The sequence below is a fragment of the Streptomyces sp. H27-H1 genome, assembly GCF_026627445.1.
Lineage (GTDB): Bacteria > Actinomycetota > Actinomycetes > Streptomycetales > Streptomycetaceae > Streptomyces.
In genome coordinates, this window is sequence record NZ_JAPNLJ010000044.1 from 43,945 (window position 1) to 57,516 (window position 13,572).

At 66.2% G+C, this 13,572-nt stretch carries 5 protein-coding genes; 3 read left to right on the forward strand and 2 right to left on the reverse strand.

The features are described 5' to 3' along the window. Positions 1-92: 92 nt before the first annotated feature. Both OTB20_RS33385 and OTB20_RS33390 read right to left on the reverse strand, forming a co-directional pair. Positions 93-446: a hypothetical protein gene (locus OTB20_RS33385; RefSeq protein ID WP_267823349.1), complete on the reverse strand. Its 354-nt coding sequence runs from the start codon at positions 444-446 to the stop codon at positions 93-95. Next, positions 443-7,144 (reverse strand): polymorphic toxin-type HINT domain-containing protein, encoded by a 6,702-nt coding sequence (locus tag OTB20_RS33390; protein ID WP_267823350.1) that lies wholly within the window; start codon positions 7,142-7,144, stop codon positions 443-445. The genes OTB20_RS33385 and OTB20_RS33390 overlap by 4 nt, the downstream gene beginning before the upstream one ends. Positions 7,145-7,560: 416 nt before the next feature. Here OTB20_RS33390 and OTB20_RS33395 point away from each other — a divergent pair, with 416 nt between their 5' ends. From OTB20_RS33395 to OTB20_RS33405, 3 genes are all read left to right on the forward strand, one after another. Next, complete coding sequence (locus OTB20_RS33395) at positions 7,561-10,875, forward strand: FG-GAP repeat domain-containing protein (protein WP_267823351.1); 3,315 nt, start codon at positions 7,561-7,563, stop codon at positions 10,873-10,875. A gap of 123 nt (positions 10,876-10,998) precedes the next feature. Next, positions 10,999-11,871, forward strand: a complete 873-nt coding sequence (locus OTB20_RS33400) for a hypothetical protein (RefSeq protein WP_267823353.1) — start codon at positions 10,999-11,001, stop codon at positions 11,869-11,871. A 27-nt stretch (positions 11,872-11,898) separates the two neighbouring features. Then, complete coding sequence (locus OTB20_RS33405; RefSeq protein ID WP_267823355.1) at positions 11,899-12,075, forward strand: hypothetical protein; 177 nt, start codon at positions 11,899-11,901, stop codon at positions 12,073-12,075. Positions 12,076-13,572 lie beyond the last annotated feature (1,497 nt).

A 13,572-nucleotide genomic window follows, 5' to 3' on the forward strand; every position in this document is an offset into this window, starting at 1 on the left:
CCGTCAGCGTTGCCGTCAAACACCCAGGAGCCCCGCCGGAATATTTTTCCGACGGGGCTCCTCAATGCCCTCGACGCTCACACCGGGGCACTTTACGGGCCTGTTGTTCCCTGCTCTGATGCCTCATCGCCGACTATCGAGAGAAGGGCACTCTCAATCGCATTACGAAGGTGCGTCCGCGCATCTCCCATGTCGGCCTTTTCGAGCAGGATCGCGAGGAACCCTGAATCCGGGTAGCCACTCTCCTGTTCATCGTTCATCGCCCATATCTGCGACCAAATAGCGATCATCATCTCGTTGCAGGCTTGGGCTTGCTGCAATCCGCCCGGCAGTTCCTCGGCGAAGATACCGCGTGCCGAGATCCCCAGCCGATGCCCCAGGGTCAGCAGGAATCTCTCCTTGGAGTCCGACTCTAGGACTGCAAGAACTCTATCTCGAATGCTCATTGGTCCATGTCCCAGAAATCATCGTCAGTCATTCTGCGCCCGCCGTAGGACTCGCGGGGCAGGGAGTCGACGTCATATCCGCGCGACCGCAGAACCGCGACCCTCGTATTTCCGTTCATGATGGTTCCGTCCGGCTTCGCTATCAGCGGCTCGTGGGCCCCCGGCCTCAACGAAAAGGCGATGTCCTCGGTGTCCTGCTTATGCCAGAAGTCCAGCGAACTCTTATCGAGCGAGCTGTCAGGGTGTAGCGACTTCAGCGGAGGAGTGCACGGTGTCGAATTGTGAACGAGGATCGGGGAGGTGCCCGCCAGCACATAGTACGTGTGAAGGTCGTCGATGGTGAGGTTGTAGGTGCGGGCGTTCTTGGTGTGGGGCTTGTTGGCTGTGACGATGGCGGTTGTGTTCTGGTCGGTGAGGAGGGTGGCGCCGGTTGTGAGTTCTCCTGCTTTTACCCAGGCGTTGGCTGAGGGTGACCAGAATGGGTGTTCGTGTGTGGCGGTGAGTTCTTCGATTCCGTTGTCGGTGGCGATGGATAGGGTGTTGAATTTTTTGTCGGTTTTGGTGGTGATCAGGTGGGTGACCGTGCGGTCGCCTGTTTCTCCTGTTTCGGGGTCGGTTGCCTGGACTCTGTCACCGAGTTTTATTTCTTCGATGTTTTTGGTGGTGCCGTCGGCCATGAGGACTTTGGTTCCAGGGAGGAAGCAGTTGCATCCAGGGACTTTTCCTGTCGATCCTCCTCTTCCTGGGCCGAATGGGCTTGTTCCCGGGACTCTGCCTCCGCCTTCGAATACGCCGTATTCCGCTGCGCGCTCGACGTCCGACCAGAAAACGTACTCTCTTAGTTCATTCGAGCAGTAAACTGCGTTGGGGCCGATGCACAGGTTTGCGGCTATCGCTACAACATCTTGGGGCGTATTGTAGTCAGGGTCGGCCTGGTAGGTGCTGAGGGAATTACGGAAGGCGTCGTTCCAGGTTGCGAATTCTTCTTCGTCCATAGTCGATTTGGCGACGGCGATGATGTCTGATTCGGTTGAGCTGACTGTGTTTGTGGCCAGCGCCGGCTTCTGCCCGCAGTCGGGGTCGCTTCCGCAGTTGTCTTGTTCTCCTGTGTTACGTTCGCCGTCCTCGTTGTCGCTGCCGTCTTTGTTGTAGTCGTCTTCGTAGCAGGAGTTTCCGGATGCGCCGCACATTTCGCGCATTCCGGTGGGGTCGTATGAGGTGATGGGGCTGTTGTTGGCGTAGTTGTAGCCGTTGAGGGATTGGGGTAGGTCGAGGCTGAGTAGTGGGTCGACGCTGATGAATTGGCCGGTGGTGGGATCGTATTCGCGTGCGCCGATGTGGGTGAAGCCGGTGGTGGTGTCGGTGTCTCCTCCGATGAATCCCTTCTGGCCGGGCCAGAAGGCGGGGGTTGTGCCGCGCTGGTTGCCGTAGGGGAGGGATTTGCGGCGGTTGTAGGCGAGGGTGGCTGCGCTGATGGAGAGGGTGTTGGTGCCGTGGTGGTCGGCGATGAGGAAGCGGACGCGGCCGTCGCTGCTGGAGCGGATCGCCGTACCGCCGGGGAAGGTGTAGTAGCGGTTGCCGGTGACGGTGTTGGTGGCCTTGGTCAGGATGAGTTCTTGGCCGCCGGGCAGGTAGAGCGTGGTGGTGGCCGGTTCGCGCTTGAGGATGCGGGTGCCGGTGGTGTCGTAGAGGAATGTGGTGGCGGCGCCGGAGATGGTGGAGGTGGCGAGTTTGCCTTCCTCGTTCCAGGTCATGGTCTGGGTGCCGCCGACGGCCGGGTTCTTGATGGTCATGTTGCCGGTGGCGTCATACGCGTAGGCGTCGATGCCGGCGGTGCCGCCGGTGGCGGTGACCTTCTGCAGTTCGTGGCCGGGGGTGGTGCCGGTGGGGTAGGTGTGGGTGCGCAGGGTGTCCGCGGTGACCGGGCCGGCTTTGTGCTGTTTCTCGGTGGCGCGTTGGCCGGTGTCGGTGAACGTCCAGGACGTCCAGTACGGGTCGACGCTGCCCAGGTTGGGGGTGCCGGCGCCGCCTACGGGTTTGGTGGCGCAGTTGTCGCCGGTGGTCCAGGCTTCGGTCATCCGGCGGGCCCAGTCGTAGGTGAAGCACTGGTTGTCGGTGACGGTGGCGTCGTCCTGCTGGTCGGCGATCCGGGTGATGTTGCCGGCCGGGTCGTAGGTGTAGGTGGTATCGGACAGGAGTGTCGGGCCCGGGCCGGTGAAGTCACGCTGGGTGTAGGAGTTGACTGCCCGTCGGGTCAGCGAGTCGTAGGTGACCGTGTTGCTGACCAGGCTGCTCAGGTTGCCCATGGTGGCTTTGGCGAGCTCGCCGAAGACGGTGTACTTGGCGCCTTGCATGTAGGTCTGCGCGAGGTCGCCGCTGACGAACCCGAGCATGTCCTGGTCGCCGTAGTCGTTGGTGACCGTCTCAGCGGGCAGGGCGGTGGTGGCTTTGCTGTTGCTGGTGCTGTAGGTGGTGGTTGCGGGCAGTCCGCTGACGGGGGTTGTGGTGCCGGTGAGGGTGTAGGTGCCGGCGAGTTCTTCCTCGCCCGTGACGCTGGGGACGGTGACCTTAGTGCCGGTCGGCTGGCCGCCGCTGTTGTAGCCGATGACCGTGCTGACGTAGGCGGCGGCGCCGTCGTAGCGGAAGGAGGAGGCGGGCAGGCCCTTGCCGCCGGTGGCGGTGTCGTAGGTCCAGGCGGCGAGCCTGGCACCGGTGGCGGTGTCCTTGCGCAGGCTGGTCGGGCGGCCGAGCTCGTCGTAGGTCGTGGCGAGCGTGACACCCCGCGCATCGGTAGTGCTCTCGGGCCGGCCGTCGGCGCCGTAGACGGTGGTGGACTTGCCCTTGTCCGGGTCGGTGCTCGCGGTCTGGCGTCCGGCCAGGTCGTAGTTGTAGGTCCAGGTGTTGCGCCCGGAATTATCGGCGATCTTCGCCAGCTTGCCGGCACGGTCGAAGGCGTAGGTGTGCTTCTCGTACAGGGTGGCCGCGTCGGCGATGCCGGGGGTGCGGTCCTTGTAGTCGCGCCGCTCGATGACCCGGCCGCGGGCGTCGCTCACGGCCAGGCTGGCGGTCCCGCCCAGGGGCGGAACAACGGCCTGCCAGTTCGGCCCGTAGCTGCTGGTGGTCCGCCACTTCTCGACGTTCTTGTGCAGCAGGACCGAGTCGGTCACCCGGCCTCGCCCGTCGTAGAGGGTTTCGGTGGCGCTGGGGATCGCATTGAGGACAGGCTCGTACAGTCCCGTGCTGACCGGCAGCTCGTTCCAGTAGGGGGCGTGCGTCCGCGTCGTGCGCCCGAAGGTGTCGTAGAACGTTTCGGTGACGATGCGTCCCTTGCTTCCGCCTACGGGGTCCATGCCGATGGCATCGCTCTGGGTCTGGATCACGCGCAGCAGGGAGTCGTAGAGCGTGGCCGAGGTGCCCCAGGCGCCGTCCTCGTACAGCTTCTTCGTCGCGACGACCGACGGAGCGGTCGTGGACACCCTGTACTGGTAGATGGTGTTGGGCTGCTCGCTGGTGGCACGTCCCGCGGCCCAGCCTTTGGTGAGGCGGCCGAGCGAGTCGTACTGCGAGGTGGTGGTGCGGTTGTTGGCGTCGGTGGCCGTCAGGGTCAGGCCGCGCAGTCCGTCGAAGGTGCTGTTGGCGGTGTGGCCCTTGGGGTCGGTGACGGTGATTTTGGTCGGCTGGGCGTTGGCTGCTGGGCTGTAGACCATGGTGGTGGTCTCACCGTCCTGGCCCTTGGACGTCAGCGCGCGCCCATACTGGTCATGCGTGGCCTGGCCGGTGGTCTCCCAGACAAGAAAGTTGTTCGCGTCCAGCTTGGAGGCCTTCTCGGCCTTGGTGGGCAGAGCCCTACCGGCCTTGGGCGCGGTACCGGGAGCCTGGCCGTCGTATGAGGTCCGGGCCGCGCCGGTAGCCGTCGGGGCCGAGACGGTGCCTGTGCACGGTTTGGCGGTCGTGGCAGTGACCTGACTGGGATAGGCGATCAGCCAGTTGTCCGTGTCAGGGGCCACGTATGCGGTCACCGAGCAGGTCGCCTCGGTGCTGTTGGCTCCGTCGTTGCCTTCGGTGACGAGTAGGCCGTAGGTCTCCTCGTATTTGCGCGTGGTGGTGGAGGCCTGCCAGGTGCCGTCGGTGAGCAGTTTGCTGGCGACGGTGGTGGTGGTTCCGGGGAACCGGGCGACCTTTGCGGTCAGGGTCGGGCCGTCTGCGGTCTTGTCGGGGTCGGTGATGCCCACGACGGCCTGGTAGGCGTTTGCGGGCGACGTCCATGGGGTGTGGGTGGTCTTCTCGACGACGGCGCCGGCCTCACCGTCGAAGGTGCGGGTTTCGGAGACCTTCCCGGCGAAGTCACGGCGGTCGGTGACACCGTTGATGGTGTCGCCCATGCCGAGGTAGTAGTCGCTCTCGGTCCGGAGCCGGTTGGTGGCGCCTACCAGGGTGCGGACGGTGCGGTAGCCGCGGAAGTCGTTCCAGGTGCGGTGCTTGTCGAGAGTGAACTCGCCCTCGTCGCGTGCCCAGCTCGCACCACCGAAGTAGAGGTACTTGGTGGTTTTGATCGAATGGTCGCCGGTGGTGTCCCTCTCCGCGACCGTCTGGACGAGGTACTTGTGGAAGTAGTCCTTGACGGGATCCACTGCGCCTTCACCGGTCCACCAGGACGGGTAGCAGCGTTTGATGTTGGTGGCGTCCGCGGTGGGAAGGGTGGTGGGGGTGCACTCCTGGCCGGTGTAGGTGACCAGTGTCTCGCCGCCGGTCTCGTTGATGACCTCGGCGATACGGAACTTGTTGATCGCCGGGCGGCCCTCGTCCCAGTTCACCCGGTTGGCCATGGCATCACTGAGGGTGAACCTGGTGGTGAGCGGCTCGCTGTCGCCGAGGGCGCCGGCCTTGCCGGTGTGGGTGAGCGAGTTGAGCCACAGGCCCGGCTTGCTGGTGTCGCCGGTGAGCGGGTAGGACTGGTTGAGCGTCCAGGTGTCCACGGGTACGTGGACACCCCCGGACAGGGCGACGGTGTCGATGGAGATCAGCCGCTTGGTCGACCAGAACGACGGCGCCCCCTGCAGGCAGCGGGTGTCGACCTTGCAGTCCAGGTAGACCGGGACGTCGGGCCACTCCTTGGCGTGGTCCTCATCCAGGGTGCAGGTGGCCACGTTGCAGCGGTTGGTGATGGTGAAGTTGACCTGGGCCGGAGCCAGAGCCGGGGTGTAGACCTGGCCGGCGCGCAGACCGTAGGAGATCTTCTTCAGGGTGCTGTCACGGGTGTAGATGACGGGGGCGTCGATCTTCCCGTTCTTCGCGTAGTAGGCGCCGTACTTCGTGTAGTACAGGGCCATGGCGTTGTTGTGGGGGTCGACGACGTAGTCGAGGTTCCACCGCCAGCCTTGGTTGACGGCCGAGGACGCGAAGTCCGTCTGGTGGCCGATTTCTCCGGTGTGGTTGCCGTAGACGGGGACCCAGTTGACGGAGTTGGTGACCTCATCGTCGGTGGTCCAGCCGGGCAGCTGGTTCTTGCCGAACCAGTACTGCGTGCCATCGGTGGTGGTGACCCGCCAGTACTCGGAGTCACTGTCCCCCGACCCGTTGCCGGGAGAATCGTAGATCCGCTCGACGCGGGAGCCGTCGTCGCTCGACAGCTTCCACACCTTCCTGCCGGCGTCCCAAAGCAGCTCGGAGCTGGAGCCGTTCAGCGACAGCGTCGCGTTCTCCGACTTCCAGCACAGATCACCGCTCTTGGTGGTGCTGTTGTTGCCGCCCTTTTTGTCGTTCTCACAGGGGGCGTACTTGCGTTCGATGAAACCGGGGCTGTACTCCCAGCCCTCACCGACCCACGAGGTCTGGTTGTTGCTGGTGCCGGTGCGCCCGTCCACGGAGGAGGAGCTGTAGGACAGGCCCACCTTCGGAGCCAGCCCGCCGGGCACCGGAGGCACCGAGAGGGGGGTGTTCCAGTTGAAGGAGCCGGAGTTTCCGCCCGCCGACCAGGAACCGGACGTCGCGAGGGAGGTGGCCTTGAACGAGCCCTCCGAGCTGTCGGGGCTGGGATCCGCGAGCAGGACCGCGGTTCCTCCCGCGGGCGCGGCAAGCGCGCCAGGAGACTTCAGCAGGGAAGTCGGGGCCGCGGTGGCGGGCAGGTTCACGGAGGCGCTCAGCGTGGAGGCCTTGGTGTCGTTGCGGGTGGGCAGCGGGGTGCGCTGCAGGCACTCCGGCTTCGAGGGTGTCGTCAGCGCGCAGGCAGGCACCTGACTGAGCCGCAGCGAGGAGCCCCAGGTCGCACCGTAGGCGTCCTTGAACTTCGAGTAGTCGACCTCGACCTGCGCATTGGCGGCCGCGGCCGAGCCATCGGAACGCTGCACGGACAGCAGCAGCCCCGTGATGCCGGCCTTCTGCGTTTCCTTGTGGTCGGCGACGGTGACCCTGACCCGCGACGGGCCGGCCGGGACACTCTTGCCGAAAGCGGCGGACGCGGCACCTGCGGCCTGTGCAGCCGGGATACTCGGCTGTGCGACCCGCACGGGCAGGGAGCCTGCCTGAGTCGGCGCGGCCGACTTGGTATTCGCCTTCGTTGAGGCGCCGGGCAGGGTGATCTCGGCGGAGCCGGCGACGGGCCAGCTGACGGGCGAGGGCTTCCAGTCCGGGACCTTCGCTACCGCCTTCTTCGCGCCCGGCTTGCGTTCTTTACCCGGCACGGAAGGCGTCTTCTGCACGTCCCGGGGCTTGACGGCGGTGGGACCGCCCCACGCCGGACCGGCAAGCAGCGAAACAGTCAGAGCCGCCGACGTCGCCCCCACAATTCCGATCCGGAGTGAACGTTTTCTCTGAAAACGATCACCCCCGAATAATTCGGACATCGAGGCCATTATTTTTGGCATAGCAAACCCCCCACGGGAATTAAGAGACAGATAAAACCGCAGCCAACACGGCTTCCGCCCCTGGCGCAAGACACGTTTTCAGCACGGTTGACCTGCTAAAACGCGCCGATGCGTATCGAAGTGGATCATTCCGGCCGCCTGAATCCGGCCCAGGTCTGATTCACACTCAGGTCCTGCTATGCCAATGCGAATCACTTCACCTAGTCTGCGGTGATCCATGCCCTGACGTACGCAGAAGGATTTAGCCCTCTATGACCCATCGAAGAGCCGGCGCACACGCGCCCCGCTCGATAGCAGCCCTCCTCGCCCTGCTCCTGCCGCTCACCGCCGCGACCCTGCTGGCCGAGCCCGTAGCGGCCACAGCGGCCGAACAGGCCCCCGCCGACAGCACGGGTGCCCCGAAGTCCGCGTCCGAGGTAGAGGCCTTCGACCTGGCGAAAGAGTCCGGGGAGCGGGTCGAGGTCATCGACCTGCGTACCGAGTACGTGGAGACGTACGCGAACCCGGACGGATCCCTGACGCAGAAGCAGTTCGCGCTGCCCGTCTGGACACGCTACGACGGGATCTGGCGCCGGACGGATGACACCGTCACCAAGCGCGAGGACGGCACCATCGGCCCCACGGCCACGTTCGGCATCACGTTCTCCGGGGGCGGGGACGGCCCCCTCGTCGCGATGGAACGAGGCGGCAAGAAGCTGGCGCTGAGCTGGCCCGCCAAGCTTCCCGAGCCGGTGCTGGGGGAGAACACCGCGCTCTACCCCTCCGTGCTTCCCGGAGTCGACCTCAAGCTGATCGCCAAGGTCAACGGCTTCGCACAGCACCTCACCGTCACCACCCCCGAAGCCGCAGCCAACTCTGCACTGAAGTCCATCAAACTCGGCATCACCACCGAAGGCGTCACCCTCGACGACACCGCCGGCGACCAGCTCCTGGCCAAGGACAGCACCGGCCAGGTCGTCTTCAGCGCGCCCAAGCCCAAAATGTGGGAGCAGCCCGAGCAGCCCGATGACCCCGTTGTCGAGCGGTCAGCGTCCCTCGCCAAGTCCGCCACGTCAGTGAAAAGCGTTCTCCTGGTGGATGAGCCTGAGCCGGCACCCCAGCAGGCACCGGTCGCTGCGGACGTCACCGCCAACACCCTCATACTGACCCCGGACCCCGCGCTGCTCGCCTCGGCCACACAGTTCCCGCTGGTCATCGACCCGGTCTTCACGGAGGGGTACAGGGAAAAGTGGGCGGTGGTGTACTCCGATGCACCGAACGGGGACTTCCCCAATGGGGCCGGCTGGAACTCCAGCAACCCGGCGGATGAGCCCCGCGTTGGCTACAACGGGAGCGGCGACCTCGAATCGTTCTTCGCGATGAACACCAACGGACTCCACGGCGCCACCATCCGGAGCGCCACATTCACGGCCAGGCAGACCTACTCCTGGGGCTGCAGCCCTTCGGCGGCCGGCCCCACAGAACTGTGGACCTCCAGAGACATCGCCACGACACCCACGTGGAATACACGGGGCACTTACTGGGGGTACAAGCTCGACGCGCGCAGTTTCGCCCACGGCAATCCCACCTACTGCCCCGGCACCGAGGGCGTCGACTTCCAGTCCTCAGCACTGACCGCCTACGTTCAGGACGGCGCGGACAAGGACTGGGATCCGCTTGTCTTCGGCCTGAGGGTGCCCGACTCCTACCACGGCAACGTCAACAGCTTTAAGCGGTTCGAGAACAATCCCGTACTCGAAGTCGACTACAACTTCGAACCTGTGGTCCGCCACAGTGAGGCCTTCGAAGGAAACTGGGCACCGGGCGCCGACGGCCTCAAGTCCGTCCCCTGTGGCGGCACCATCGGCAACAGCGGGCTCGCGATGACCGCCAACGTCTACGACCAAGACCTCGGCAAAGTCACCGCCTACTTCCACGTCAGAGACGCAGCTAACAACAACGTGCCCTTCCCCACCAACTGGCAGCAGGTGTCGAACGGGTCCACTGCAAAGGTGACCGTGCCGTCCGGGGTCCTCTCCAAAGCCGGCACCTACAGCTGGCAGGTCTACGCCCAGGACGAGGAGAACACGAAGAGTGACCCTCCCACCCCCTGGTGCAAGTTCACGGTCGACAACGAAGGGCCCGCCGAGCCTGTCAAAGTAACCCGCAGTGACAACAACCCCTTCACTGTTGCCACACCGGCTCGTGAACCGCTGAGCGTGAAGCTCAAGCACACGGCCACTGACCTCGCTGGATTCTGCTGGAGGATAGACCGCCCTATCTCCGTATCCAGCACCCCTTGCGAGGGAAGCAACTGGGTACCCTTGGCCGCGGGTGCGAATGAAGCCACCATCACGGTCGTCCCCATCGGCTGGCCCGAGAGCACCCTGTACGTCCTCGCCTTCGACAAGGCCGGCAACAGCTCACCGACCGACGGCGCCCTAGACGTCACCGCTCTCCATACCGTGCGCGCAGATTTCGTCTATCCGGCCGGAGAGAACCCCCTGCCGCCCTTCGCCAAGGCCACCAAGGACCTCAACGGAGACCTCAACGGCGATGGCTACACGGACATGCTCGCCGCCGAGCCCGGCGGAGGCCTTCGCGTCTACACCGGTGATGGAACCGGCAACGTACAGGGATCCATCATCGGATCCTCCGGATGGGGCGGCGCGCTGATCGCCCACGGCGGTGACTTCACCAACTTCGTCAGCCCCACCGATAGCGTCGACGGCTACGAGGACGCCATTGTCCGCCTCGCATCCGGCGGGCTCTACCTTTACGCCGGCAACGGGCAAGGAGCGTTCACCGGTCGCCGCGACCTGAAGGTGCCATCCCGTCTGGGAGCCGCAGGATGGACCGTACTCCAGCAGATCGTCGCTCCCGGAGACCTGAACAAGCGGACCGACACCGGCTACGTGAAGGGCAACGACCTGCTCGGGCTTGAGTGCACCCGTTACACCCTGGACGTGTGCACGCGCGTCAGCATGCGCCTCTACTCCGGCCAGACCAAGGCTGGCGACAGCAGCCCGAATCAGAACGAGGCCTTCAACCTTGACACCCCCACCGAGATCGCCGGTCCCGGCGGAGCGGGCTGGCTCAACCACAGCATCGTGTCAGTCGCTGACCTGAACGGGGACCAGATCAAGGACATCGTCACCCGCGACAGCAACAGCCCCAGCCTCTACCTCCACCTCGGCCGGATCACCAACGGCGTCTACAACGTCGGCGGCGCAGTCCCGGAAGACATCGTCTACGCCAGTGCCGGCTGGGGACCCAACTCCCGGATTCTGGCCACCGGCAACGGCAACGTCCAGGGCACCGTGGTGAACAAGACCGTCACCGACGACGGCACCGTGATCAAGTACAAGGTGTTCCAGCCGAAGGCGGGCGACGAGCTGGGTGACGTGTGGGCGACCACCCCGGCCGACCCGGACTACCTGGTCAACTACACGGGCAGTTCGGGAACCACCACAACCACATGCCCCAGCGGCTGCCTCCTCCTCTACCCAGGCGGCCCTACAGGCGTCAAAGTCCCCTACCTGGTCGGACTAGGCGGCTGGAGCACCAGCATCAAGAACATCTTCTGACCCTCCCCTCACCCCGCATGCGGCCCCCGGCAAAGCTCAGCCGGGGGCCGCACACGTCTGGGTCGAGACAGACCAGACCTCATACCTTCGAGCGGCCTACCACTGACGCCGAGCGCGGCCGCGATGGGCCACCTCGACGCCCGCGGCGTCGACGTCGCCCGGATCCTGATCGACGCGCACGCCGCCGGAGCAGGCGTCGACCAGGCCGTCGCCGCCGTCACCACCGCGGCCGCCGCGGCCGCCACCAAGGCGCCCGCGCCCGCCCCGGCGGCGGCCGCCGCTCCTGCTTCGGCCCCCGCTCCGGCTTCGGCTGACGCCCGTGTCCCTGCACCCGCCCCCGCTCCGGGCACCGCGCCCGCCGGGGCGGCGCCGGTGCGAGAGGCCTTCTACCCATGGGCGCCGCCCGCCCTCGCCCCGGCTCCTGTGGCTGTGGCTGTGGCTTCGGCTCCTGTTCCGGGCCCGGCGGTGAGCGACGATGCGCGTCGTTCCTGGGGACCGTTGACCGAGGGCCTGAAGGTCCCTCTGGGCATGAACCTGGGGGACAGGGCGAAGGCACTGCCGCAGATGGGTGTTGAGGCGGCCGCGCACGCGGCGATGGTGGGGATGGTCCGGGAGGTTCTGCCCGAGCATGAGGCGGGTCTCCTGATCGGTGCCCGTCACTGGCCGTTGCTGGCGGCTCGGATGCAGCAGCTCGGCGACGGCCAGGGGCAGAAGGCCGTCGGCGGGCACTTGGCCCGTCTGGGCTCGGACACGTCCTGGAAGCAGGGCGCACCCTCTGCGCTGGTGGGACGCCTCGTTGAGCAGACGCACCTTGCTCTGACTACGCCGCCGCCGGGACCGGTGTCGCGGGTGTGGGTGTCCCCGGGCGCGGCCCGTTCCCGCTCCACCACAGCGTCCAGCGGGGCGGCGCCGGGGCAGGCCGCTGCGGCCGAAGCCGCGGTGCCCGCCCACGGGCAGGTCGTCTCGCGCGTCAAGGGGACGGGACGGGCACGGTGACGGCGGTGGCGCCCGGGGAACGCCGGTATGGAGCAGGCGGACTCCGCCCTGACCGCGCTGAGCGGGATCGTCGCGCTGGCCACCATCTACCGGGCCCTGGTCTACCGGCGTCCCGGACGCCGGCCCGGCCGGGCCACTGGTGAGGCCGTCGGAGGAAGTCCAGCGCACGCGGCCCGGGAGGCGGGCACCAGGCCCGCAGCCTGACCGGAGAGAACTGCGAGGAAGGGGGAGGGCCGTGGCGTGGGGGCTGGGAATCACCGGGGCAGCGGGCATGCTCGCAGCTGGCACCTCGCCCGGTCGAGCCGGTCGTCGCCGTGTCCGCCCCGGCCCGGGCGAGCGGGGCACCGCGGGCTCCTCGGGCACCGTGTCGGCACCCTCGGCGGTGAGGCGGGCCCGACGGGCGGCCGTTGGTGGCGCAGGGGGAGTTGCAGGGCACGGGCCGGTGCCCAGGGCACGACGTTCGATCATCACCCCAGTTTCAGGCTTCCGGACCGCAGCAAGGTGATGATCTGGACGGCCCGGTACCTCAGTCTGCGCAGGTGCTGTCGCATGTCGCATGTCGCCTGAGCTGGTGCGTTTGATGTGCGTTTCGCGGTGGTAGTCGGATGCGGTGATGGGGTGACAGGTTCGTGCGGCCGGGGCGGAGTCCGGCCGCATCGGTTTTCGGCGTCAGGTTTTCAGCGGTTGCGTCACGACGTCTTCAGTTCGGCGACAGTGTGTTCACCAGCGGAACGACACAGGATTTCACCTGCGTACGGGATGACCTGCACGCTCAGAGCCCTCCGGCCTGCAGGTGTCTTGTGCAGGTCGCTGGGTGCTTTTCAGTCTCGTCGGCCGTCGGCAAGTTTCGTTGGTCAGTAAATCTGGGCAGTGGGCACGGTTCTGACCTGGGGTTGTGCAGGTTGGCTGAGCGGTTTTCTGGCCGGGTGGCTCACGGGATCTGCTCAGACTATGGGGCCTGTTGGTCGTCTGAAGTGCTGTGCTGCTTGCCCCGAGCGAGGTTGTGCAGGTTGGTTGAGTACTGCACAGTTTCGCTGGTCCGCGACATGCGTCTGACGTGATGTCAACAAGTGGCAGGAGTGATTGTTTCCTGAGTCAATCCGGAGTCTCTTTTGAGTCAATGCCTCGGAGCTTGAGGCGCCCCCTCTTGGCCAGCATCCCCGGACTGCGGACGTGGTGGCAGGCGCCACGGTAAGCTGGTGGTGGGTTACGCGGTCGTACCTGGCGGCTTGTTCGCCTAAGGGGGTTCACACCTTCGGCCGTGGGGTCCGCGGTCGGCCCCTGAGGGGCCGGTTTTACGGCTGGCACCAAGGCCGCACTCCTGCAATACCGTCCCCGGGCCGGCGGGCTCCGTTCGGTCGTCCAGCGAGACAGCTATCATTCCCCGCCCTCGCTAGCCGGGACCGCGAAGCGGGCCCTGGGACCTGGAGGCGAAGCCGGAAGGGCCGGGGTGGGAGCGAAGCCGACACCCAACAGGCCGAAGGCCTGGACCCCGTGAAACCGAGTCAGCTCCCGCGCGCAGCGCGGGAACTGACTCGGTTTCACGAAGTGGGCCCCACCCTGGTAGAGCGCAGCGGAACCAGGGCAGTCCGAAGCGAAGCGCAGGACCCCGGCCGAAGGCCGGCTCCGCTCGGCGCAGCCGAGCCCGCCCCGCGCAGCGGGGCGGCTTCAGTCCTGAGCGCGCAGCGCTCAGGTACCCGC